The sequence below is a fragment of the Thermogemmatispora sp. genome, assembly GCF_019683635.1.
Lineage (GTDB): Bacteria > Chloroflexota > Ktedonobacteria > Ktedonobacterales > Ktedonobacteraceae > Thermogemmatispora.
Map to the genome: position 1 here is coordinate 1 of NZ_JADGIA010000066.1, position 24,380 is coordinate 24,380.

13 protein-coding genes and 1 pseudogene are annotated in these 24,380 nt (G+C 58.9%); 6 read left to right on the top strand and 8 right to left on the bottom strand.

Annotated elements, in window-relative coordinates; all coding sequences use genetic code 11:
• Positions 1 to 250: 250 nt before the first annotated feature.
• Positions 251 to 568, top strand: a pseudogene (locus IRZ31_RS09560) (AMP-binding protein); the annotation flags it as partial.
• A gap of 104 nt (positions 569 to 672) precedes the next feature.
• Here IRZ31_RS09560 and IRZ31_RS09565 read toward each other — a convergent pair.
• The 5 genes from IRZ31_RS09565 to IRZ31_RS09585 form a co-directional block, all read right to left on the bottom strand.
• Positions 673 to 1,455, bottom strand: a complete 783-nt coding sequence (locus tag IRZ31_RS09565; RefSeq protein WP_297152827.1) for a DUF6585 family protein — start codon at positions 1,453 to 1,455, stop codon at positions 673 to 675.
• A 421-nt stretch (positions 1,456 to 1,876) separates the two neighbouring features.
• Entirely contained in the window at positions 1,877 to 2,755 is an 879-nt protein-coding gene (locus IRZ31_RS09570) for a hypothetical protein (RefSeq protein ID WP_297152829.1), read from the bottom strand.
• Between the two features lie 261 nt (positions 2,756 to 3,016).
• Positions 3,017 to 5,605 carry an alanine racemase gene (gene alr, locus IRZ31_RS09575; RefSeq protein ID WP_297152831.1) on the bottom strand — a complete coding sequence of 863 codons (2,589 nt, stop codon included), beginning with the start codon at positions 5,603 to 5,605 and terminating at the stop codon, positions 3,017 to 3,019.
• A 48-nt stretch (positions 5,606 to 5,653) separates the two neighbouring features.
• A complete protein-coding gene (dprA, locus tag IRZ31_RS09580; RefSeq protein ID WP_297152833.1) occupies positions 5,654 to 6,847 on the bottom strand; it encodes a DNA-processing protein DprA in 1,194 nt (397 codons plus the stop codon).
• Positions 6,848 to 7,068: 221 nt separating this feature from the next.
• On the bottom strand, positions 7,069 to 8,658 hold the full coding sequence (locus IRZ31_RS09585) for a peptidase MA family metallohydrolase (protein WP_297152835.1): 1,590 nt from the start codon (positions 8,656 to 8,658) through the stop codon (positions 7,069 to 7,071).
• A gap of 433 nt (positions 8,659 to 9,091) precedes the next feature.
• On the opposite strand from IRZ31_RS09585, the gene IRZ31_RS09590 reads away from it, so the two are divergent.
• Positions 9,092 to 12,133 (top strand): transglycosylase domain-containing protein, encoded by a 3,042-nt coding sequence (locus IRZ31_RS09590; protein WP_297152837.1) that lies wholly within the window; start codon positions 9,092 to 9,094, stop codon positions 12,131 to 12,133.
• A gap of 278 nt (positions 12,134 to 12,411) precedes the next feature.
• Here IRZ31_RS09590 and IRZ31_RS09595 read toward each other — a convergent pair whose 3' ends face one another.
• Positions 12,412 to 12,963: a hypothetical protein gene (locus tag IRZ31_RS09595; RefSeq protein WP_297152839.1), complete on the bottom strand. Its 552-nt coding sequence runs from the start codon at positions 12,961 to 12,963 to the stop codon at positions 12,412 to 12,414.
• Between the two features lie 337 nt (positions 12,964 to 13,300).
• Between IRZ31_RS09595 and hrcA the strand changes: the two genes are divergently transcribed.
• The 3 genes from hrcA (at position 13,301) to dnaJ (ending at position 17,860) form a co-directional block, all read left to right on the top strand.
• A complete protein-coding gene (gene hrcA / locus IRZ31_RS09600) occupies positions 13,301 to 14,392 on the top strand; it encodes a heat-inducible transcriptional repressor HrcA (protein ID WP_297152840.1) in 1,092 nt (363 codons plus the stop codon).
• 373 nt (positions 14,393 to 14,765) lie between these two features.
• Entirely contained in the window at positions 14,766 to 16,679 is a 1,914-nt protein-coding gene (gene dnaK / locus IRZ31_RS09605) for a molecular chaperone DnaK (RefSeq protein ID WP_297152842.1), read from the top strand.
• 26 nt (positions 16,680 to 16,705) lie between these two features.
• Complete coding sequence (gene dnaJ / locus IRZ31_RS09610; protein ID WP_297152844.1) at positions 16,706 to 17,860, top strand: molecular chaperone DnaJ; 1,155 nt, start codon at positions 16,706 to 16,708, stop codon at positions 17,858 to 17,860.
• A gap of 119 nt (positions 17,861 to 17,979) precedes the next feature.
• Here dnaJ and IRZ31_RS09615 read toward each other — a convergent pair whose 3' ends face one another.
• Both IRZ31_RS09615 and IRZ31_RS09620 read right to left on the bottom strand, forming a co-directional pair.
• On the bottom strand, positions 17,980 to 19,005 hold the full coding sequence (locus IRZ31_RS09615; protein WP_297152846.1) for an endonuclease/exonuclease/phosphatase family protein: 1,026 nt from the start codon (positions 19,003 to 19,005) through the stop codon (positions 17,980 to 17,982).
• Between the two features lie 429 nt (positions 19,006 to 19,434).
• Complete coding sequence (locus IRZ31_RS09620; RefSeq protein WP_297152848.1) at positions 19,435 to 20,802, bottom strand: glycine--tRNA ligase; 1,368 nt, start codon at positions 20,800 to 20,802, stop codon at positions 19,435 to 19,437.
• 680 nt (positions 20,803 to 21,482) lie between these two features.
• Here IRZ31_RS09620 and IRZ31_RS09625 point away from each other — a divergent pair.
• Positions 21,483 to 24,047 carry a DEAD/DEAH box helicase gene (locus tag IRZ31_RS09625; protein ID WP_297152850.1) on the top strand — a complete coding sequence of 855 codons (2,565 nt, stop codon included), beginning with the start codon at positions 21,483 to 21,485 and terminating at the stop codon, positions 24,045 to 24,047.
• The last annotated feature ends 333 nt before the right edge of the window (positions 24,048 to 24,380 follow it).

The following is a 24,380-nucleotide window of genomic DNA, read 5'->3' on the forward strand; positions in this document are numbered from 1 at the left end:
CTTCTACTTTGACTGGTATAGCATTGCCCTTTCCAAAATCCTGCGTGGAAGCCAGCGCGATAGCCTTGATGTCCAATTGATGCAGCGGTAAGGTTACATTGCCCTTGAAGAGCTGGATCATCTTTTTCAGAATGTGCTAGATAAGCTGGCTTCTCCTGCCTACCGGCGGTGCTACCCCAATCTCTCGCCTGAGCGCCTGCAACAGCGCTATGAGGCATTTCGCCTTCTCCTCCAGAGTAGCTAAGTGGTGATGCACATGAAGCAGGTGGAGATCTGCTATGGGATGACGGAGACGTCGCCGGTGTCGACGCAGACCAGACTGGATGATCCGGTAGAGAAGCGGGTGAGCACGGTGGGGCAGGTACATCCGCACCTGGAGATCAAAATTGTTGAGCCGGCGAGCGGGAAGGTGGTGCCTGTGGGCCAGCCGGGGGAGCTGGGCACGCGCGGCTATAGTGTCATGTTGGGCTACTGGAACAATCGTGAGGCGACGGGGCAGGCCATCGAGCGGGCGCGCTGGATGCACACCGGCGATCTGGCGCTCTTAGATGCTGGTGGGTTCTATCGGCGGTAAGGAGTGAGCGTCATCGTTGGCCAAGCTTGATGAATCCGGTACCAGGGGAGTAGCTGCTCCCCTGGCACTTATTTTATTGGCTGGCCTTCTGGGGAGCGCTAGCGAGCAGCCTTGTACACAATCTCGACTACAGCTTTGAGCAAGCAGGCGTTGCGCTGCCGCGGCACCCAGGTGCGGTACCAGTCCGAGGTACGTCCCTCGCGCCGGATCACGATCTGCTCGGGTCTGATCACGATCGTCTCGACCTGGCTCCAGGGAAGAAAATCCCCTTTGTTCGAGAGACCGTGGTGATTCAGGAAGAGCGGATCAAAGTTGAGGACCTCACCCCGCTGATAGCGCTCCAGGAGGGAAGGAAGGTGGGTGGCGACAAAGTAGCTTTCAATTGTATCGCAGATGCGCGCGCGCTCATGTTCATTCAGTTTGTGAAGAGTGGAAATCTCGAAGAGCCTACCGTTCTGATGCTTTACCTTGATCGTGTCGATGTCGCTTACACCTTCAGGATGGGAATCACTGGGTGCCCGGTAGGTGCCTCGCCAGATAGTCGTGATGTCTTCCCAGCGAAAGGCTTCCTGATTGAAAGGGCTGCTCCAGAGAAAGCCGTGGCTGAAAAGATCAATGCGACTGTAGAATGTATCAACTGTCCAGATAACCCACATCAGGAGCAGCAGGAAAGTGACACCTAGCGTCACCAGAGCGAAGATAGAGAACCCGCTGCTGAGCCAGAGAGCCTCGATGAAAAGAAGAGGCAGAAGCAGTACGAGACAGCCCCAGGTCTTCTGAGGCAGGCGGTAGCCGCAGAGCCAGTCGCCCAGCCTCTTAGCCTCTGCACGCCTCAAAATGGCGGGCGGAACGAGTTGCGGCAGCGAGCATTGTTGCTGCATTGGACCCATCTTCCTTTCGGGAAGAACCGTCAGCGGCGGCCTCCCCCAGTTTGGCGAGGAGCTTCACCCTTCAGTACCCTTCCATCACCTTCTTCTTCTCTTTTTAAGAAATTACCATGCTGGAAGGGAAAGAGGCAAGCGTAATCCTCCGCTCCCTCTCTGTCCTCGCGTCCCATTGTCAGGAGCGCGACCTATCGCATCAGGTCCCTATGTTGCAGGCTGAAGCCGAAAGATAGATGTTATCCTTGAGGAACAATGAGGCTCTCTAGATGCGAGTCCGCGATAGAGCGAAGGGCGAGAGCAGATGTCTGTGAGATTGCGGGCCGATAGCGATCCGGTCGAGATCCATGCTGTATGGTGATCTTACGCAGGCAAGGAATCCACTATCTGATCACCTGTGCTCTCGCCGTCTCCTTGCAGATTAAAACCAGCGACCCAGCCACGGTTTCTCTTGCAGCGTTTTCTGCACCTCCTGAATATAGTGGATGGCCCCACTATCGTACCACTGGCCGCTGTACCAGGAACCGAGGCAGCCCCAGATATCGCCGGCGTGATAGCGCGGATAACCGGCGCTGGGCGTCGATGCCTGCAGCTGAGTGGCCAGGCCCTCGTAGCACATGCGCATCATCCCGTAGACATAATCGGCATTGAAGGCTGTATCATCGCGCATCATTGGCCACTCGTGGCTGAAGTAACGATAGGTGATCTGCAGCAGTCCATAGAAGGAAGGGCAAGACGAGCCATTCCAGGTGCCTGGCGGGCAATAGCGGCTCTCGGTCGTCTTGCCTGCTGCCGTGCTCTGATGCCACCAGGACTCGACTGCTGCCTGTGCTCGTACCAGGTCGGCGTTAACCCCCCATTTGCAGGCCACCCACTGGATGATCTCATCGGTGGTACCAGTGAAGTTGCCGCTAATGCGGGCGCTATAGCCATTGGCCTGGGGATTCTGGGTGTAGGTAGGATAGAACTGGTCAATGGCAGCCAGCTGCTGAGCTGTTGGCACGCGGTGATTGGCCGCGGTATTGTCTGGACGCGGCTCCCACGAGCTGTAGTGGATGCTGGCCGCGCACTGTTGATCAGAGGGAAGGACGGCCCCCACGGAGCTGACCAGGCCCTGGACAGGAGGCGCTGTGGCCGCCGCGGTGGCAGCGGTCTTGGGGAGCGGTGAGGGGGTCGGCAGGGCTGCTGGCTCAAAGGTCATGGCTCCAACAGTAGGAGTCAGTGGCCGTGTGCCCGAGCTGGTCGATGGGCTGACTGGCTCAGTTGTTCCCATACAGGCGCTGAGCAGCAAGGCGCTCATGAGCAGCGCAGCCCTGCTCGCCTGCCGTGACCGCCCCCAGATTCGCCGCAGCACCCTGGGAGCTAGCTGCCGTAACGGATGGCCCGGAGCGCAGAGCATCCTCATGGTCAGATCTCGGTCCTGTCCGTATCGCTATGTGTCATTTAATCTATCTATAGAACGAATCGCGACCGTGATCTTCACTGAGGCATACCTGAGGTGTCTCTCTTTTCTGCCACTGCCCTTGCGGGGCCGATCGCTGACATGCCAGCTGGTTCGGCCTCAATCGACTCGCGGCACGCGTGCCAGAATCTCCGATACCACCTCATAATTAATCGTTCCCAGGCGCTCGGCCACCTGTTCCGCCGTCAGCACGGCCTCGCCTTGCCGTCCGATCAGCACCACCTCGTCGCCCGCGCGCACCCCGGGAATATCCGTCACATCGATCATGCACTGATCCATACAGACCCGGCCTACGATAGGGGCCTCCTTGCCATGAATCAGCACCGAACCCCAGGTACGCGGCGCGCGTCGGAAGCCATCGGCGTAGCCGACCGGTAGCACTGCGATGAGTGTTGGGCGTGTTGTCACATAGGTACAGCCATAGCCGATGCATTCGCCCTCTGGAACCAGCTTCACCTGAGCCACCTGCGTCTTAAAGGAGAGCGCCGGGCGAAAACCGGCTGGCAGTCGGACCTCGGGTGAAGGATCAAGGCCGTAGAGGGCGATCCCGGGCCGCACCATATCGAAATGCGCCTCTGGCACCGTCAGCGTCGCTGCGCTATTAGCAGCATGAGCCAGAGGCGGGCGCAGTCCCTCGGCCTCTAAAGCCTCCAGCACCTGCTGAAAACGCGCCAGCTGTTTACGGGTATAAGACTTATCCTGTGCATCGGCCATTGCAAAATGGGTAAAGATTCCCTCCAGCTCCAGGCCCGGCAAGCGTGTGATCTCCCGTGCCAGTCCGACGATGGCCTCAAGCTCCTCAGCGCGGATGCCCAGACGTCCCATGCCCGAGTCCACCTTCAGATGGACCTTCACCGTGCGCTGCAGAGCCTGAGCGGCGCGAGAAAGCGCCTGTGCCGCCTCACTCGAATAGAGAGTGATCGTCAAACCCAAGCGCACCGCCTCACGCATCTGCCAGTGTGGCACATAGCCAAAGACCAGGATCGGGGCCGTAATACCGGCTTCGCGCAAAGGAGTAGCTTCGCTGACCGTTGCCACGCCCAACCTGCTGGCTCCGTTCAGCAGGACAGTGCGGGCAACCTTCAGCGCCCCATGACCATAGGCATCAGCTTTCAGGCTGGCCAGCACCTGCACCCGTGGCCCAACCAATTCCTTGATGCGTCGTGTATTATTGGCGATCGCACTCAGATCGATCTCCAGCCAGGTTGGTCGCTCCGGGCGCATGCGTACAATCTGCTTCCAGCCTGGGGTCTGGCGTACCAGGCGTTCAGGAGCCAATGCCGGCTCCGCCAGCAGCCGCTCTGTCACGCGCTCCATGCGGGCCTCCTCGGAGCCTTTAATGAGCACCACATCCCGTGGCTCTCCCTCCGCTGGCTGATCAGTCTTCTCCAACAGAGCAAGCACGGCCTGTGCTGCATCCTCATGGGTAGAGGTTTGGACGATGCGCTCAGCAGGCAGGCCGGCCTCGTGCGCTGCCTCAGCAATCAGCGCTGCTCGTTCGCCGCGGGTTACCAGATAGTCCACCTGGCCTGCCGCTGCCTGACCAACGAGGGCATGGCCCTCCTCCTCAAAGGCTCCCAGATTGAACATGTCGCCCAGTACAGCGATGCGTCTTCTGGCTGGCAGCCGTGCCAGTGTCTCCAGAGCGGCCAGCATTGAAGCCGGAGCCGCATTGTGCGTATCATCCAACAGCCGGGTTCGCCGCAGGCCAGGCAAAGGATTCAGACGGCCAGGTAACGGAGCAAATTCTGCCAGCGCCTGAGCGATCTGCTCATCGGACAGCCCACACAAGCGGCCCACGGTCGAGGCGGCCAGCATAGTCGTCACAAAATGCGCACCGAGCAAGCGCGTTCTTAGTGCCTGTCCACTCCCTGACCACTGTGCTTCTGTCCCTTCCCAGGAGACGTGGACCTTCTCCAGGGCCGCGGCAGTAAAGGCCAGCAGGTGGCGGTCGTCGCTCCGCCGCAGCAGGCGGCGGAGCAGCTCATCGTCTCCATTAACCACCAGTGTACCCTCAGCAGGCAGATAATCAGCCAGACTTACCAGCTCCGTCGCCAGGTGCTCCAGGCTGCCGAAATACAGTAACTGAGTCGGGCTGATATTGGTCAGTACCCCAATGCGGGGCTGAGCAATGCGGCAGAGATCGCCGATCTCACCCGGGTGGTCGCAGCCCAACTCGACTACTGCATACTCGTGATGCTCCTCCAGGCGGCCCAGAGAGAGGGGCAAGCCCAGCAGATCATTGTAATTCTGCCAGCTCTTGAAGGTTGCAAAATGGCGCTCAAGCACATGCGCGATCGCTTCCTTCGTCGTCGTTTTCCCCGTGCTTCCCGTGACCGCGATCACGGTAGGCCGCCAGCGAGCTAGAATCGCCCGGGCGTAGGCTTGCAGCGCCTGGCGCGTATCCGCGACGACCACCACCGCCGCGCCGCTCTCTTGCAGAGCAGCGCGCTGCTCCTCGGAGAGCGTGCTGAAGTAGCGGCCCTCCATCAACAGGCCGCCGGCTCCGCGCCGCAGGGCATCCTGCCAGTAGTCATGTCCATCGCTGCGCTCACCACGTACGGCCACAAAAAGCTCGCCGGGCAGCAATTGACGTGTATCATGATTGAAAGCCTGAAACTGCTGTTGACGTCCAGGAAAAACTAAACTCCCTCCAGTCGCCTCCAGAAGATGATCCAGCAAGATCATAGAGCCGACCTGACCTCTCTTCTCAGGCTGACGCTGCGCGCCATAAACTTAGCGGGCCAGCACATAGTACATCGCGCCCACCTGTTTTATCATACCCTTTAGCTCCAGCGTCAGCAACGTCGCGGCCACCTGTGAGGAGGGCAATCCTGATGTGCGAGTCAGCTCATCGATATGGCGAGGCTCATGGTTCAGCAAGGCCAGCAGTTGGCGTTCGACTGGATCCTCCGGCAGAGCCTGCTGCAGCTCCAGGCACTGTGAAACCGTAAACAGATTGAGAGCGTCGAGGATATCCTGGACACTGGTAATCAAATGGGCGCCATCCCGGATTAAGCGATTGACCCCCTCGCTCCCGCGGGAGAACATATTGCCAGGGACAGCAAAGACATCGCGGCCAGCCTCCAGCGCATGGCGGGCTGTGATCAACGCTCCGCTCTTCTGGGGAGCTTCCGTCACCACTACCCCCAATGCCAGACCGGCAATAATCCGATTACGTGCAGGGAAATTGCCGCTGTCGGGATAGGTCCCAGGAGGATACTCGCTCAGCAAGGCCCCCTGGCCCGAGCTGACGATGCGGCGCGCCAGATTCACATTGGACCCTGGATAGAGGACATCTAGACCACAGGCGAGGACCGCGATTGTGCGTCCCCCGGCTGCCAGAGCCGCCATATGGGCCGCTGTATCGATACCGACCGCCAAACCGCTGACGATCGTCATGCCGTGGCGAGCCAGCTCCGTCGCCAGATGCTCGGTCACCAGCTTGCCGTAGGCGCTCATGCGACGGGTTCCGACGATGGCCAGGGCGCATTGATCATTGGGGCTGAGCTGACCGCGCAGGTAGAGCACGGGAGGAGCATCGTTCAGGCGCTCCAAGGCCGGCGGGTAGAGCTGATCCCTGGGGGTCAACGCCTGGATGTCGAGGCGTTGCAAACGGGCCAGCTCCTCCTCTGGAGCAATAAGCGCACGCTGTCGGAGCAAGCTCTCAACAAGACGAGTATGAAGGCCGGCATAGAGTAGCTCTGCTCGTCCTGCTTTCCAGGCGGCGGATAACTCACCGTGGAAGAAGGTCAAAAGCTTCTTGAAGCTGGCTGGCCCAATGCCGCGGATGCGACTGAAGGCCACCCAATAGGAGCGCTCTTCTTCAGAGAGAGGTGCGCGGGGGAAACCGCCAGGAGAGGCGGGAGTGCTCGCTTGCGGCGGTACGCAAGCTGAGTCAGAAGTTGTATCATCCATTGTATCACTCATCTCACACGTCCTTTCCACATAGCACATCTAATCATCTTATAAGCGATATTGTTACGCTTTCATTCTATTTAACCGTTTTGCCCTTGACTCTTGTGAGGGATAAAGCGACTGGTGATCGAAGGCTGGCCTGCAATGCTGGCCGGAAGCGAGCCGGATCTGTCAGAGCAGCGCCAGAGCACCGGGCAACAAGCAGGAAGAGCCGTGCCTGTTGCCCGACTGCATCAAACTTCCGGGCGAGGTGGCCAGGGCCCGTGACCCTCAGCTCCAGGCTCCTGAGGTGGTGGAGAGAGCGGGCCCTCTTCCCTGCCTGGTAGGCCGAAAGGCCGATCGCTATCGAAGTACGAAAATTCACCAGAGATCCTGGGAGCAGACTGTCCAGGCCAACCTCCCTGGTGTCCAGGCGATGGGGGTCCGCCAAGGGGGGGCGAACTCTGCCGATCGCCGCGGCTGGTCGACAGAATCTGCTCTGCTGCCTGCACAGCGGCCAGCGCCTGAAGACGCTGATTGCGGGCCGACAACAGGAGCAGTGCCGTGCCCAACAGAGCCGTAAGCATCAGCATGGCTCCCAGACCTGCCAGAGTGATATCCCGGCTATCGCTTGTGGCTGGCGTCGGCAATTGGAGCTGGGCCGTTGTGGCTGGCTGCGCGACTGGCGTCTGCATCTCCCCAGGCGAGAGCGTTGGTGGTTGATGGAGGGCCAGGTGCCACTGATTCTCCAGATGGGCCTGATCCTCACCGATAGCTGCCTGGAGGGCCTCATCGAAGGGCTGCCTGCTGTTGCCAAGGAGCTGAAACAGATGCTCCAGCGCTGGCTTGCCAAAGGTGCGATACATATAGTCGACCAGATTCCAGCTCTCAGCGTAGGCCAGATAGGCGGCATCGCTGTTGCTTGGGAAGCGTTCTGTGATCTGAGCCAACGGGAGCAGCGAGTGGCTGCGCAAAGCCTCATTGAGGCGGTCGGTCATTTCCGGCTCGTGGTAGAGCTGGCAATAGACGGCCAGACCTTCGTCGAACCAGAGAGGGATATCTGTGTCGGTAGAAACCGTCTGATGCAGCAGCAGATGGGTCATCTCGTGGGGCATATCGCGCGCTAAAGTTTCGTCTGTGAGGCTACTCACCATAAAGAAGGCCTCATTGAGGGGAGGGAAGGCTTCGCCTCCTACCCATTCGAATGTATCAGGAGGGAGGGCACTGCGGAAAGCGTCCTCGCTGCTATAGACCCAGAGATCAAAGGCCCGGTGATAATTCAGACCTGTCACCTCTACCAGGTGGTTCTCGTCGGTAAGAGCGCGCGTGAGCAGGGCCTGGCCGAAGCCTGGGGTCTCATTATACCAATGGAGGTGCATATATCCCTGGGTTGCGCTTTGCCAGGTGAAGCGCGTATCGGTCATAGTAAAACTGATATATTTGGTTAAATGGACATTATCCAGAGAATCGCTAAGTTCCCAATAATAAGTGATTATTGCTCCTGGCATGATATAATTGTCCCCGCTGGTATCCATGCGCCAGTGCAAGGTAATCGTTTTTGCTGCATTGACTGTGACTCGCTCGTTATCGTCGACTTCGAACAGAGGAATGGAGACATGGATATAGGCCGAGACGATCGGCGTCAGGCTATCGGTGGCGCTTATTTGGAAATCGATATAATTGGGGAAATGGACGCTCTGCGATTGGGCCATTACCGAGATCGGGTCTGCGGCCCGCTGGGCCAGGGCTGGGGAAGCCAGTTCGCTCCCTATAAGCAGCCAGGCAACAGCGAGAGAAGAAAGAACTCTGACAAGCAACGGCAAGCGAGCATAGTGCACAAACATGTGAATATTGCTCCTTTGCAAGAGAACGGCCCAGGCTTCTATTGTCCCATGTATTGTACATGATTTATCTGGAGATGTGAAGCTATGAATTGGTACAGCTTCTAGCGTGCATCATGGTCTATGGGTTGGGACCTGTGCGAGAGGATATTGGGCATGAGGGTGGAGGGATTGGAGGGCATGGCCTGAAAGGGGGATAGCGGTAGGCAATTATCTTACCGTGTGCTATTGTGTCTACGTCCGATAGATTGCTGAGCAAAGCAAGCAAACATCATGTCTAGCATTCATGAGCAGAGGAAGGAGAGCGGAGCTGCAGGCTTGCCGTGCTGGTTGGAGCCTGTGGAGGGGGTGGGCCTCTCTCCCTGGACCGGCGTTCTGGCTTATTGACAGCCGGGCGGTGGTGTACAAGGAGTCTCATTGAGGGGATTGTGAACCGATGAGCAACAGTCAGTGGAAGCAGCCGTTCAACCGTCCTGAAGGAGCAAACTATAACGGTCACCAGCAGGAGCGAGGACCGGGGAGCCTCTTAGGCCGCTACGGTGAGCAGCCTACCAGAGGGCCATCTGCCGTGCCGCCGCAGCCGTCGGGGCTGGAGCTGAACGCTACCCCGGCGTCGCAGGCGGGCCATCCGGCCATGCCGCGGGAAGTTGGGAGAGCGCCGACGCCCTTGCCGTTGCAGGCCAGTCCGAGCAATCAGGAAGGTCAGGCGCGGCGTACCGGCCTGCTTTCGGGGCGCTACAATAATTGGGTCTCTAACGTCTCAAACGTCGTACGTCGTTGGTCTGGCAAAGTGGTAGCTGTAGCCGGCAACATGGGCTTGGGCTCCCATTCTCAGGCGGCGCGTCCCCTGTTTCCCTCGCAGACGCTGCGTTCTTCGACCCTGCCCGCTGGCTCTAGTGCCGGTGTAGGCCCGGGCCTTGTAGAGAAGCCGGCCCCTTCTTCCCAGCGCGGCAGGGTCGATAAAACTCGGCCCTGGCGTCGCTCACGCACCCTGCGCGTTTCCATGCTCCGGCGGCGGCGCCAGCGCCTCAAGAGTCGTCAGTTTGGCCCGCGGCGTGTGATAACCATTGTGGCCTCAGTGGTGGCCGTGCTTATCCTGATTTTTCTCTCGACGGGTGGAGCCTCGGCCTACGCTTACTATCAAGAGCAGTACCCGCGGGTGCAGCAGTTGGCGAGCCAGCATGTCAGCCAGACCTCGCGCATCTATGATCGCAACATGAACCTGCTGTATCAGGCCTATGACACGGAGAGCCAGTACGCCGGGCGGCGTACTCCAGTGGCGTATAAGGATATTCCGATGGTCATGCAGCAGGCAATGATTGCCGCCGAAGACCCCACCTTCTGGGAGAACGCAGGTTTTGATCCCCAGGGCATCCTGCGCGCTTTCATTGAGCATAACGGTGGCGGCAGTGGCTTGACGCAGCAGCTGATTAAGAACCTTACTCACGATGATCAATATTCCTATTCACGCAAGATTACCGAGGCGGCCCTGGCTATTGCCCTGACCCAGCAGTATCCCAAGTGGAAAATCCTGGAGATGTACTTTAATGTTGCGCCCTTTGGTGCTCAGGAGCTAGGCATCGAAGCAGCAGTCGAAGATTATTTTGATCTCAAGCCGCATTGCGATGTCCACTTCAACTGTATCCCGGGTATTCGCTATCTCGATGTGGATCTGAAAACGGGCAAGCATGATCCCCTGCTGGGGCTGGCGCGTGCCTCCTTCCTGGCAGGTCTGCCGCAGAATCCCGACTACTATGACCCTTCCCTGGAGAAAGTCATCCCAGGTAACACCGCGCGGGCGCTGAACCGTCAGAAATATGTGCTCAACCAGATGATCAAGCTTGGCATGGTTGTAGATGGCGTGGGACTGGTTACCCCCGAGGTAGCGGCGAAGGTCGAGGCCATCTCTGCCCAGTTCAAGTTCCATCCCTATGTCAACACCATTCGGGCGCCTCACTTCGTCTTCTGGGTCATCACTCAGATTGAGAACGCTCTCGGCCACGGAGATATGCAGGCCGGTAAGGTGGCTTTCCTCACTGGCGGCTTCAATATTCGGACCACGGTCGACGTCAATCTGGAAACCTTTGTTGAGAAGGCCATCGATCGTCATCTCAACCAGGTCGAGTGCCGCTATTTTGCCAGCTATACTGGCTGTGGCCCCTTAAGTACCGTCAACAACGTCAATGATGCCGCAGTAGTCGTCATGGATGCCAAAACGGGCGAGGTTCTGGCTATGGCTGGCAGCTCCGACTGGAATTCGAACAAGCCCCAGATCAAAGGGCAAGTCAACGCTGCGCTCTCACCGCGCCAGCCAGGCTCTTCTTTCAAGCCCATTGTCTATGCGACCGCCTTCCAGATGGGCTGGTATCCTGGCATTGTATTGCCGGATGTCAAGACCTACTTCCCATATAACAATGAGAACCCCGAGACTGATCCGGAAAACAATGCCTATCATCCAACCGATTACGGCAATACCTACCATAACTGGAATTCGACCATACGCGAGGCCCTACAGAACTCCCTCAACGTGCCCGCTGTCAAAGCAATGGAGTTCACCGGTGTCCAGAACGTGATCACGATGGCGGAGCGCATGGGTATTACGGCCATCCGTGACTATGATCTGCCAGCCTGCCGTCAGAGCAAAAATAATCCGAATCTCACCTATCAGGATTGTTTCTTCCCGAGCCTGGCGCTGGGCACTGCCGAGGTGCCGCTCTTGCAGATGACGGGAGCTTATCAGGTCTTCGCCGATGGAGGGATGCATGTCCCGCCCCAGGGGGTGCTCGATATCTGGGACAACTACGGTCACCATCTCTATCACTATGATACCAGCCATCCCCCGGCCACGCGCGTGCTGAGCCCGCAGATCGCTTATATGATGACCGACGTGCTTTCGGATGAGGCCGCCCGAGCCAAGGAGTTCGGCGGCGACCATACGCTGTCGATGTGGGACTGGCGCCTGCCCGATGGTCAGGTGCCCGATGTGGCAGCCAAGACCGGTACGACCGATAATTTCAAAGATAACTGGACCATTGGCTATACACCTGACGTAGTGGTGGGGGTATGGGCTGGCAACGCTGATAACGAGCCGTTCCGCGGCAACGTGATCGGTATTACGGGCGCTGCCCCTATCTGGCATAGCGTCATTGAGCGGGTCATGGGCGCTTGCAATATGGATGGTGCCAATATTCCTTGCGGCTCTTATAAGTCGCCGTATCATGACTACTTCTTTACGGCCCCATCGGGCGTGAAAAAGATGTGCGTCAATACGGTCAATGGGCTGCAAGGCAGCGGCTACTGCGACGTCATGCTGGATGATGAGTATCCGCAGCAGAGCGGCCTGCCGGCGACCACCACATCTTCGCCCGGGACGAATGGTGAAACGGGGATGAATCCGGCCAACGGTAACGGCAGCGATAACACCATCACGCCAACGGCGACGGTCGATAATGGTGCTACGTCAACAGCCCAACCGTGAGGCTGCGTCTGGCCTGTTTGTTGAAGTCAAGGCAGGTGTCAGGATGGCAGAACGAAGTGGGCTGAAGTAACTCCTGTAGAGGAAGAAGATGCAGCGGGTCCGCCCCCGCTAAGGGACGCCAGTCAAAGAGGCACCTTGCGGGAGGTGGGCCCGCTGTTTGTCCGGCTGCGGCCAGACCATTAGCGCAGTCGATGCTTGCTCGTTCTGCGCCGGGCTTGCTGGCCCTGGCCAGGCCAGCGCCGAGATTAGCCAGGATTCGCTAGCCAGCTTGCTCTCCTTTACTGGTTGACGCAGACCTGGCGCGAGAGAGAACCCCAGATAGCCAGACTCGCACAGGCTGTGGTCAGGAAGTTCCCATCGACCATGTTGGTCCAGGCAGGGAAAGCTTTGCCCGTATAGTAGCTGGTGCAGTTCTCAGGATAGCACTGGCGCTCGGAGCTGCCGACTGTTGAGATGCGGATCGAGATGGCGTAAGGGGCGTTGAGCCAGACGACAGCCCAGTTAGCCTGACAGAGAGTCGAGTAATAATTATAGAGCTGGCCGATCCAGGTCCCCCCTCCCTGGGGGCCGCCGGTCCAGATGTCGACCGCCGTGAGCGTAACGCTATTATTGGCGCTGCTTTTGCCACAGGTTGTCGTGTAAGGATCATCTCCATAGCATTCCGCCCCCTGGCAGGGTGGTGGATAGTAGTGGGGCTGGACACTCTGATTGCTGCTGGTACGAGCCTGAGCGTGTGCGGCAGGCGAAGAAAGCAGTGCGGGGAAAAGAATTGCCAGGACGACCAGTAGGAAAGAGAGGGGAATAATTAAGTGACGTTTGAGAAATAGCACTGTGAGAACCTCCCCAATCTTGCTTCATATGAGATTCAGTCGGAGAGATCGCCTTCAAACTGATCTCTTTGATACTTTAGTATATACATGCTGATTTGTCAATCTCAGCTTTGAGAGGCTCATAGCTATCTTCCAGTATGTAGGGCAAAGGGAGAGAGAGGCGCCCGAGCCGACGGTCATCTCCCCTTGACAATCCTTTCTGTCGAGTGCTATGCTGTACTTGCAGTCTCACAAAGAGACTGCTAGCACTTATTTTGGCCTCATTGATGCCTGAGCAACCCGGCGAAGAGTGGAGGGCCGGGGCTGGGTAGAGCCAGAGATAGGGGCCTGTGAGCCGATGTCGATCCCGCTGAGTCCACGCAAACAAGAGATCCTGAGAGCGCTGGTCGAGGAATACATCCACACAGGCATGCCAGTGGCCTCCGAGACGCTCGTACGCAAGTATGGCCTCAGATATAGTTCGGCCACAGTGCGGCACGAGCTGGCCGGCTTAGAGGAGGCAAAGCTGATCTATCAGCCGCATACCTCAGCAGGGCGAGTGCCGACCAATCAGGGCTATCGCTATTTCGTCGAGCATCTTATGGAAGAGTCGGCCCTCTCTTTAGAGGAGCAGCGGCTGATCCGCCACCAGTTCTATCAGGTGCAGGATCAGCTCGACCAGTGGGTGCGTCTGACGGCCTCAGTCATGGCGCGGATGTTGCACAGCGCTGCTGTGATGACGCCGCCGCGGGCCAGCGTAGGCCAGCTCAAGCACTTTGAAGTTCTCTCGGTCTCTGATTACTCGGCCCATCTGGTCCTGGTGATGAGCGATGGCACAGTGAGGCAGCGGCGCCTGTTGCTGGAGACGCCTTACAAGCAAGAGGATCTGAGCGCCATCTCGACGCGTCTCAACAAGCTCTTCCAGGGAAAGAATGCAGCCGAAGTCATGGCGATCTTGGAGAAGCGAGGCTTCTCCCCGGTGGAGCAGCTGATCGGCACGGCCATCGCCCAATTGCTTGAGCAACACAGCCGTCTCGTCAGTGATCTCTTCTATCGTGAGGGTGTCCTCAACATTTTAGAGCCGCCTGATGGGCGAAGCCGGGCCAGCGATGAAGAGCGCCGTGAGCGTAGTCACCGCGCGCTGGAAGAGGAGCGGCGCGAGCGTGTCAACAAAGTGATCAAGGTGCTGGAAGAGAAGAGCTTTTTACCAGCCCTGGCCTCACACGTGCGCGAGTCCGATGGGGTACAGGTGATCATCGGTGGAGAGGATGAATGGGATGAGATGAAGGATGTCAGCCTGGTTGTTGCTCGCTATGGGCGTGAGGATAAGCTCAGCGGCCTCTTGGGCGTGATTGGTCCCACACCCATGCAATACGGGCGGGCCGTGGCGGTTGTCCGCTATATGGTTGAGGTGATGAACGATCTGCTGGAGCAGGGCTATGGCCTGTGAGCGAGCGGCTGTCTCGCGCTATGGGGGCGCCGCAATGGGCGGGTGACGAGCATACAGGCAGGCATGGGGTGCTGAAGCGGTGGGGATGGGTTGAGTTGAGGGGTGGTTAGGTAGTTAGTTGGTTGATGGAGATGGGCTGACAAGGTGGGGGAAGAGGGTGGCCAGCAGTCATCTTCACTGATTCCCTTTCACTGCCTGTGCTCGTTCGCGGCCCTTGCCCTGGCGGGCAGGAACTGGGTCAACAGTCAGGCTGTCGGTGTAGGCAAGCAGACCGAGTGATAGAGCTAGAACGGACAGGCGGCTCCTTGCGATCATCCTGCTGTTCTCTCCCCCGGCCAGTGCAGAAAATCTTGCGAGATTGTAGGAGGCAACTGTGCCACGAGTTATTGGCATTGATCTTGGGACGACGAACTCTTGTGTTGCTGTTATGGAAGGCGGCGAGCCGGTGGTGATCCCCAACGCCGAGGGTTCGCGCACAACGCCGTCCGTCTTTGCGGTGACGAAGAACGGCGAGCGGCTTGTCGGTGAGATGGCGAAACGGCAGGCCATTACGAATCCTGAGAATACCATTTATTCCATCAAGCGCTTCATGGGGCGCAAGTATGATGATCCCGAGGTCGTGCGCGATCGCGGCCTCGTTCCCTATAAGGTGATCCGTGCCAGCAACGGCGACGCCTGGGTTGAGGTCCAGGGACGGCAGTATAGCCCGCCGGAGATCTCGGCCATGATCCTGCAGAAGCTCAAGACCGATGCGGAAGCCTATCTAGGCGAGCGCGTGACGCAGGCGGTCATCACCGTGCCGGCCTACTTCAATGATGCCCAGCGTCAGGCGACGCGCGACGCGGGACGCATCGCTGGCCTGGAGGTTCTGCGCATTATCAATGAGCCGACGGCGGCCTCACTGGCCTACGGCCTGGATAAGAAGAAGGATGAGCGTATCGCCGTCTACGATCTGGGTGGGGGGACCTTCGATATCTCGCTGCTGGAGCTTGGCGAGGGCGTCTTCGAAGTCAAAAGCACCAATGGAGATACCCATCTGGGAGGCGATGACTTCGATCAGCGCATCATTAACTGGATGGCTGAGGAGTTCCAGAAGGAACATGGCATCGATCTGCGCCAGGACCGTATGGCCCTGCAGCGCTTGAAGGAGGCTGCTGAGCGCGCCAAGAAGGAGCTGTCCAGCTCGCTGCAGACGGAGATCAATCTGCCCTTCATTACTGCCGATGCCAGTGGCCCCAAGCATCTGATGGTGACCCTGACACGCGCCAAGCTGGAGCAGCTGGTGGAGGACCTGATTGAGCGCTCGCGCGGGCCGGTAATGCAGGCCCTGGCCGATGCTGGCGTGCGCCCTAGCGATATCCAGGAGGTGGTCCTGGTTGGTGGCCAGACGCGTATGCCTGCTGTTCAGGCGCTGGTGCGCCGGATCTTTGATCGCGAACCACACCGTGGGGTCAATCCCGATGAGGTGGTGGCTGTAGGGGCCGCCATCCAGGCCGCCGTTTTGACCGGCGATATTAAGGACGTGTTGTTGCTCGATGTCACTCCGCTCTCGCTGGGCATCGAGACTATGGGCGGCATCTTTACCCGCTTGATCGAGCGCAATACGACTATTCCAACGCGCAAGAGCCAGATCTTCTCTACCGCCAGCGACAATCAGCCGAGCGTCGAAATTAACGTGCTGCAGGGTGAGCGTGAGTTTGCCAAAGATAACCGCTCGCTGGGGAGCTTCATCCTCGATGGTATTCCTCCTGCTCCTCGTGGCGTGCCACAGATCGAGGTGACTTTCGATATCGATGCCAATGGCATTGTCAATGTCTCGGCTCGCGATAAAGGCACCGGGCGCCAGCAGAAGATTACGATTATGCCCTCCAGTGGCCTCTCTCAAGAGCAGATCGAACGTATGATTCGCGAGGCCGAGGAGCACGCGGCGGAGGATCGCCGGCGCAAGCAGGAGGTCGAAGAGCGTAACCAGGCCGATAGCGCCGCCTATCGCGCTGAGAAAAGCCTGGCCGACCTGGGCGAGAAGCTCTCTCCTGAGCAGCGCAGCGAGCTGGAGACGAAAATCGCTGAGGTACGCGCTGCTTTGGCGGGTGACGATATCTCGCGCATCAAGGCTGCACGCGAGGCGCTCGAACAGAGCTTCTATCGTGTCAGTGAAGCCCTCTATCGTCAGGCGGAGAGCACCGATGGCTCTTCCTCTACCTCTACTACGACGAGCGATGGGGATGGCCAGTCGCAGGGAACAACGCAGGACGATACGATCGAGGGCGAGTACAAGGAAATGTAGTTCTCTGACGTTAAAAGGACCTGTCGATGCCTGCTGGTAAACGAGATTACTACGAAGTTCTGGGTGTATCGCGCCACGCAAGCGAGGAGGAGATTAAGAAAGCGTTCCGCCGCCTTGCCAAGCAGTATCACCCGGACGCCAATAAGGAGCCAGGCGCTGAAGCACGCTTCATCGAGATTAATGAGGCGTACGAGGTCCTGAGCGATCCGCAGAAACGCGCGGCCTACGATCGCTATGGCCATGCCGGAGTCGGCAATGGCAGCGGAGCTGGTTTTGGCGGGTTCGGCGGTTTCAGCGACTTCGGCTCATTTACGACGCTCAACGACATCTTCGAGACCTTCTTCGCTGGAGCGGCAGGTTCGCAGCGCCGAACGGGACCGCAGCGGGGCGCTGATATTCGCTATGAGCTGACGATTACCTTCGAAGAGGCCGTTTTCGGCTGTCAGAAGGAGATCGAGCTGCCTCGCTGGGAGACTTGCCCTCATTGCCACGGGAGCGGCGCTCAGCCAGGTACTTCGACAACTCGCTGCTCCTCCTGCGGCGGTACTGGCGAGATTCGACGCGTGCAGCAGTCGATCTTTGGCCAGTTTGTCAATGTGACCGTCTGTGAGCGTTGCCGCGGCGAGGGGCGGGTGATTACAACACCTTGCGAGAAGTGTCGTGGCCAGGGACGCGTGCGCAATAATCGCCGCGTGGTGGTCAATATCCCTGCTGGCGTTGACGATGGGATCAATGTGCGCGTGACTGGTGAGGGCGAGGTCAGTGCCCGCGGCGGTACGCCTGGCAACCTCTATGTGATTCTGACCGTTAAGCCCCACCCCTTCTTTAAGCGCCAGGGCAATGATATCATCTACGAGCTGCCGATCAGCTTTACGCAGGCGGCTCTCGGCGACGAGGTCGAGGTGCCGACGATCGATGGCAAGACGGCGACTCTCAAGATCCCACCTGGCACGCAGAGCGGTCGCTCTTTCCGCCTGAAGGGCCTGGGCGTCCCGGTGGTTCATAGTAGTGCGCGTGGCGATCAGCATGTGATCGTGAAGGTGGTTACTCCTACGAACCTGACGCCCGAGATGCGTCGCCTCCTCGAAGAGTTTGCTCGCCTGGAGCGTGAGCAGAGCGAGCAGAACGATAAGAATATCTTTCGCAATCTCTTCGAGAAGACGAAGGACGTCTTTCAGTGATCCTCGACGTGGCGCTTGCGCTCGAAGGTCGTCGTCAGCAGGCCAGGGAGGAGAGGGCGGGGTAGATCCTCCTCTCTGCCCTCCCTTCCAATGGGCCTCTGAGGCCAAGCTGGCCGGATTTACAGTGAAGAGAGCGCGGCAAGGGCCTGGGGTGCGTTTGTCTCTCTCTCCGGGGCCGGTGTGGCGCAAGGAGCAAACTCGGCCAGCACAGGCAGGTGATCACTGGCCTGGGACCCTTTGATTCCGTTGCCTTCCTGTACAACCTGGCAGGCGCGTAACCGCGGCGCCAGCTCGGGGCTGGCAAAGATGAAGTCGATTCTTCCTGCGGGCATGAGAGCTGGACAGGTGAAGCCCGGCTCGTGGGGGTGCAGGTGGCGGAAGCAGTCGAGGTAGCCCGCGCGCTGCAGCAGAGAGATGCTCTTGCGCGGCACATAAAGGCCGGCCAGAGCATCGATGAACCAGAGTGCTGGCCGATTGCGCGAGAGGTGCGCAAGGAGGGGTTGCAGAGGACGCAGGCGATCGGGCAGCACATAGGCAAGGTGAGGATGGCCATCGCGCTCGTGGCTCTCTCCTCCGGGCAGGGTCTGATCCAGGTAAAGCACATAGCGCAGTAGCGCGCTGGCTCGCAGCGGTTCGCCCGGCGCTAGCGCATTGAAGTCCCCCATGAGTAGATGAGGCTGGCCACGCGCGGCGGTCATGATATCCAGGATTGCCTCAATCTCATGCTGCCGCAGGTGCTCTGCGGCCCTCCCCTTGTGAAAGCTGGCAATCAGGTGGGCCACAAAGACGGTCAGCTCGTTCCCATCCTCCTCGCGCACATGCACCTCTAATACCGGACGAGTCAGCACCCCTGGCCGTACATGAACCCGGCTGGCAAGGACTGGTAACCTGGTGAGGCAGGCCACCTGAAACTCATCGCCCGCCGCCGGATGGTCTCCCCGAATCAAGGTCATCTCCAGACGCTCTGCCAGTTCCTCTACGACAGCTTTCTCTGTCTTCCTGCGTGGATTCAGCCCCTCGGGTAGCCCAACAATATCAGGCTGGACGGCGCTGATCAGGCGCGCCAGTGGCTCTGTACGCCGATCCTCTCCAGGACAGGGAGTCAGGCCACCGGCCAGAATATTATATGAGAGTATGCGTGTCATCTTCGTCAGTTACGGTGCTCTTTGCGCTTTGCGGAACCTGCAAAGCAGTGATGAAATGGTTCGCCCGTCACCATCCTTCCTGTGCTCCCCGCCGGCGAACGATAGCGGAGGCGCACAGGTGGTGATCATGCTCTGCTCTCAGCCGCACGATCACCCGCAATTTAAAACGGTTTGACCGGGGCGAAAAGCACGGTTTGCTTCTGACTGTCTCCTGTATGCTTCCCTCTGCTGAGTGGCGGGCGAACGGACTTGCGGCAGTGAGGAGATGATAAACAGGGGAGGGGAAAGGGTGCTCATCAACTTAGGGAGAGCACTGCACCGCCGATGCAGCAAGAAGAGAGGGCGTAAGTAAAACGCCAAAGGGAGCAAGCCCGCCGTTGCGGCTGCTCGCTCCCCTTGTAGTGAGTGCTGGCTGGTAGGATGCGCTTTTCAGTGCCAGGTTACGCGCTCCAGCAAGTAGGCTGGCAGCTCCTCGATGGCCACACGCACCTGAGTCATCGTATCGCGGTCACGCACCGTTACCGTCTTATCCTCCAGGGACTGGAAATCGACGGTGACGCAGTAAGGCGTACCGATCTCATCCTGGCGCCGATAGAGGCGCCCGATGCTGCCCGTATCATCATATTGAGCCACCATCAACCGGCGCAGGCGCTCGTAGATCCCGCGGGCCAGCTGCACCAGCTCCTCGTTGTTGCGCTTCAGTGGGAAGACGGCCACCTTTACCGGGGCGAGCATCGGGTGCAGATGGAGCACGGTGCGCGTTTCGCCGCTCTTGCCCTGTGGATCAGGCTGCTCCTCATAGGCATCCAGCAGCAGGTAGAGGAAGGTGCGATCGACGCCACCGGAGGTCTCCACGATCCAGGGGATGTAGCGCTCCTTGGTCACCTCGTCGACGTAGCTCAGGTCCTCGCCGCTATACTGGCTGTGGCGCGAGAGATCCCAATCCTGGCGCCAGTGGATGCCCTCCCACTCCTGCCAGCCGAGGATCGTCTGATACTCGATGTCGAAAGCCTGGCGGGCGTAGTGGGCCAGCTCATCGGGGCCATGTTCGCGCAGGCGTAGACGATCCTTGTGGTTGATCAGCCCGCGATACCACTCGAAGCGGCGCTGTTTCCAATAGTCGAACCACTGCTGCATCTCGCTCGGGTGAACGAAGAACTGCAGGTCCCACTGCTCAAACTCGCGCTGGCGGAAGAGAAAGTTACCGGGAGTTACCTCGTTGCGGAAAGCCTTCCCGATCTGGCAGATGCCAAAGGGGATCTTCATGCGTGAAGACTTGACGACGTTCATGAAGTCCAGATAGATATTCTGGCAAGCCTCGCCGCGCAGGTAGGTCTTCACGCGGTCGTCTTCGACCACGCCGAGGTAGGTTTCCATCAACAGGTTAAAGGTTCGTGGCTCCATCAACTCGCCGCCATCGTTGGGGCACTTGCGCTGCTCCAGGTTCTCGGGCGGGAGATGATCGACGCGGAAACGCTTCTTACAGGTCTTGCACTCGACCAGGCGATCAACAAAGTTTTCGACATGGCCGCTGGCCTCCCAGACGCGAGGATGGGTGAGAATAGCACCCTCGATTCCCACGACGTTATCCTGCGTCTGAACCATCGACCACCACCAGTAGCGGCGGATGTTATTGCGCAATTCGACGCCCAGAGGGCCGAAGTCGTAGACGCCCGAGATGCCACCGTAGATTTCCGAGTTAGGGTACACGAAGCCGCGCCGCTTACAGAGCGAGACAATCTTATCAAGGGGAACAAAAGCGGTGTCGCTAGTCTGTTGCTGTTCAAGCTGAGTCATAGGTGAGTGGTCTCCTCCTCTGCAATAAAAATCGCCCCAGGCGTTCACAAACGCCAGGGACGAATATCGCCAATGTAAGCCGCCCGGGGCTGACCTCTCTCAGGCGATATGCGCGGTTCCACCCTGCTTCTTCGCGCTCTTCGTCCCTGCCTGCCGCCACTGTGACGCCTGCTGTCACAGGGCAAGGAAGGGCTGCAGCGCGAAGCCACTCATTGTTGACATACCGGCTCCGAAGCGCCCTTCACCGGTTCTGGATTGCCGGCCTTCCACCAACCGCCGGCTCGCTGTTATCCTCGACCGGTTACTCCTCTTCATCATCGCCGGTCTCGTTGTTCAGTTGGTCTACCTGTCGGTCACTAATTGAATTGCTCTGTTATCAGTCGGGGCTTCTGTGTGTCTGTAGTATAGCAGGGTGCGTCTGTCGGTGCAAGAGGGCAGGACCGGGCCGGCCAGACTCTACCTGCCCGGCGCTCGCCGACATTCACTCCTCTGGCTCTGGCTGCTCAGGGCCGATTTCCTTCCCCGTGGATACCTGGCCCTGCTTGCCCCCTTCCTTCTTTCGTGCTACAATGAAACCATGAAACAAAATGGCTGTGCAGAGTCTCCTGAGCGGAAGAATGTTCTTCGTGTTGAGCAGCACCGTAGTCTGTTTTCTGGTAGCGCGTTAGAGAAAGGTTGAAATGGGCAAGAGAAACGTGGAGGTTGATCCTGAGATTCAAGAAGAGATAGAGGCATTTGCAAGTCGGTATCCATTTCCTCTTGACACCTTTCAGAAAGAAGCTATAGCACACCTCGCGCAGGGACGATCGGTGCTGGTGGCGGCTCCGACGGGAACGGGGAAAACGCTGGTGGCCGAGTATGCCATCTGGAAAGCCTGGCAGCAAGGTGCGCGCGTCATCTACACCACCCCCTTGAAGGCGCTCTCGAATCAGAAGTTCCGCGATTTACGTGCCATCTATGGGTCGGAGGCGGTCGGTCTCGTCACTGGGGACATTGTGGAGCGGAGTCGGGCGGCAATTGTTATTATGACGACCGAAGTCTATCGCAACATGCTCCTGGAAGAGGGAGCAGAGGACGGCCCTTCTTCTCTGGCCGATGTAGCCTATGTCGTCTTTGATGAGCTGCATTATCTCAGCGATCCTGAGCGTGGCCCCGTCTGGGAAGAGGCCATCATCTGCTCGCCCCCCCATGTACAGCTTGTCGGCCTCTCGGCGACGGTCAGCAATGCCCAGGAGCTGGCCGATTGGATCAGCCGCGTGCACCGTCCTGTGGCCCTGGTTATACACCAAGAGCGAGCTGTGCCTCTGGAGCATTACTACTTTCTCGATGGCAAGTTGCATCTCGTCCAGGACGCTGCGGGACGGCGTGTAGAGCGCTTCCCCAATGTTGGGGGTGAGGCACGTCTGGCGCGGCGCTATGCTTTCATGCGGGATTGGGAGGGAGCTGAGGAGGAGAAGGAGCAAGAGGAGAAGGCCGCTTCTGGGACGGCTACTAGCGAGAGGCCAGGGGCTACCTCCGTGGCCACGGCGACCGAAGCCGCGATCTCTGACCGAGATCAGGAAAAAGCTCGCTCTAAGCAGAAGCGGGCACGTCCGCCGTTCCGACGGGCCCCCGAGCCTGGCGAGGTTTTAACAGCCCTCCGCGATGCTGATCTCCTGCCGTGTCTCTACTTTCTCCCGGGGCGGCGAGCCGTCGAGGAGGCAGCGATGAGCGCAGCGCGCCATCTCTTTACCACGCCGCAGGAGCAGGAACGCATCCATGAGGAGATTAAAGTCTGGCTGGAGCAGCTGCCGCCCGAGGACCGTAATTTGCAGCAGGTGCATGCGCTTGTCAACCTCTTGCCCCGCGGTTTAGCTTTTCACCACGCCGGTCTCCTGCCGGGTCTGAAGGTGTTGGTGGAGACCCTCTTTGCTCAGGGCCATCTGCGGGCGGTCTTTGCCACCGATACTCTGGCTCTGGGCATCAATATGCCAGCTCGCTCCGTGGTAGTGGGAAGCCTGAGCAAGTTTGACGGCGTAGAGATGCGTCTCCTGACCCCGAACGAGTACCGCCAGCTGACCGGGCGAGCTGGCAGACGTGGCATGGATGTGCATGGAGCGGCGGTCATCCCGTACTCCCCCTGGGAGCCGTTTGAGGAGGCCTTTGCCCGCATCACGGATGAGCTTCATCCGGTCTACAGCTCTTTCGTGATTCGTTACAATTCGATTCTCAACCTCTGGCGCGAGGGAGATATCGAGCATCTGCGGCGCATCTGCGCCTCTAGTCTGCGCGAATATCAGCGCTATCGGGCCTGGGAGGAGCAGGGATTGCGCTTCATTCAACAGGTAGAGCGCCAGCTCCGTAAGGGGCGCAAGGTCAGCGCCAGAAAGCTCAAGGCTGCGGAAGAGATGGCGCGCTCCCTGGAGCGCAGTCAGCGGCGGCGTGGTCAGCTCCAGCTGAGTCGTGAAGGGAAGGAAGAGCTGGAGGGCACGGTCTTTATGCTGCGCGCCTTGGGTTATATTGGGCACGATGACCGTCTGACCCTGCGCGGGCGCCTGCTGCGCAGTATCTTCCATCCGGCGGGCATCCTCATTGTCGAGCTGATCATGGATGGCATCCTGGATGAGCTGACGCCTGCCGAACTGGCGGAGGTCTGTAGCTGGTTCACCTTTGACAACGACCGGCGCCTCTACAATCGCCATGTGCTCAACTCGCGGCTGAAGGAGGTGCGGCGCGAACTTAAGCAGGTCGAGAAACGGGTCTGTGAGATGGAGGAGATGGCCGGGCTATCGCTAACGCCGCGCATCGTTCCCGAGTTTCACGGCGTGGCCCTCTCCTGGGCACGCGGAATGTCTCTCAACGGACTCTTGCGGCGCATCGATCTGGCCGAGGGCGATATCCTGATGTTACTCAATCAGACCATCGACCTGTTGCAGCAGGTGCAGGGAGCGATTGGCCAGCTGCTGGATGCACGCGATCTCTGGTCTGCAGTGCTGAGCTGGCCTAACGACGGCGCTGGCCTCAGCCGCAATACCCTTAAGCAGGTGCGGCGTCAGCTTGCCGAGCTGCAAGAGCAACACGAGCGTCTCTCTCGTCTGCGTCCCTTGTTCGCCCAGGCCAGCGCCTTGCTGATGCGGGGCATCATCCTGCAAAGTCGCACGGTCCCCTCGATGGTAGCACGCATCAATGGGGAAGAGCTGCCGCTGGATGCCGAGGAGGATAGCGATCCTCACGAGGCTCTTCAGGATCTGATCGAAGAGGCTTAGACAAGAGCAGGCGACGGATAGACACAGCCGGGTGCAGCCCTGTTATGAACGCTCTTGCCGCGGGCAGGTGGGTGGCGCGACGGATAGTCAGAATGAGCCAGGCGGCCAGGCGTCTCCGCAGCTCTGTTCAGGGCTATACACCGGCTCTCTGTTGAAGAAGGCGCAGGCCCATAGTCGCTACGGCGGTCGGGCGCGCCCACCTATTCTTTCTCGTAGGTACCTGTTGGCTATTGACTTTTAGCAAAGTAAAGTGTATAAATATATGACGATTTGAAATGGGTTTGCTCGGCAAGTTTGTGGACAAAGGGTCTGGCTCCATCATGTCTTTGATCG

What these genes read in the sequence shown, in the direction of transcription:
- IRZ31_RS09615 (WP_297152846.1), bottom strand. Translation starts at nt 19,005, where the DNA reads ATGACACGCATACTCTCATATAATATTCTGGCCGGTGGCCTGACTCCC.
- IRZ31_RS09570 (WP_297152829.1), bottom strand. Translation starts at nt 2,755, where the DNA reads ATGAGCGCCTTGCTGCTCAGCGCCTGTATGGGAACAACTGAGCCAGTC.
- alr (WP_297152831.1), bottom strand. Translation starts at nt 5,605, where the DNA reads ATGATCTTGCTGGATCATCTTCTGGAGGCGACTGGAGGGAGTTTAGTT.
- dnaJ (WP_297152844.1), top strand. Translation starts at nt 16,706, where the DNA reads ATGCCTGCTGGTAAACGAGATTACTACGAAGTTCTGGGTGTATCGCGC.
- IRZ31_RS09590 (WP_297152837.1), top strand. Translation starts at nt 9,092, where the DNA reads ATGAGCAACAGTCAGTGGAAGCAGCCGTTCAACCGTCCTGAAGGAGCA.
- IRZ31_RS09565 (WP_297152827.1), bottom strand. Translation starts at nt 1,455, where the DNA reads ATGCAGCAACAATGCTCGCTGCCGCAACTCGTTCCGCCCGCCATTTTG.
- IRZ31_RS09585 (WP_297152835.1), bottom strand. Translation starts at nt 8,658, where the DNA reads ATGTTTGTGCACTATGCTCGCTTGCCGTTGCTTGTCAGAGTTCTTTCT.
- IRZ31_RS09625 (WP_297152850.1), top strand. Translation starts at nt 21,483, where the DNA reads ATGGGCAAGAGAAACGTGGAGGTTGATCCTGAGATTCAAGAAGAGATA.
- hrcA (WP_297152840.1), top strand. Translation starts at nt 13,301, where the DNA reads ATGTCGATCCCGCTGAGTCCACGCAAACAAGAGATCCTGAGAGCGCTG.
- IRZ31_RS09620 (WP_297152848.1), bottom strand. Translation starts at nt 20,802, where the DNA reads ATGACTCAGCTTGAACAGCAACAGACTAGCGACACCGCTTTTGTTCCC.
- dprA (WP_297152833.1), bottom strand. Translation starts at nt 6,847, where the DNA reads ATGAGTGATACAATGGATGATACAACTTCTGACTCAGCTTGCGTACCG.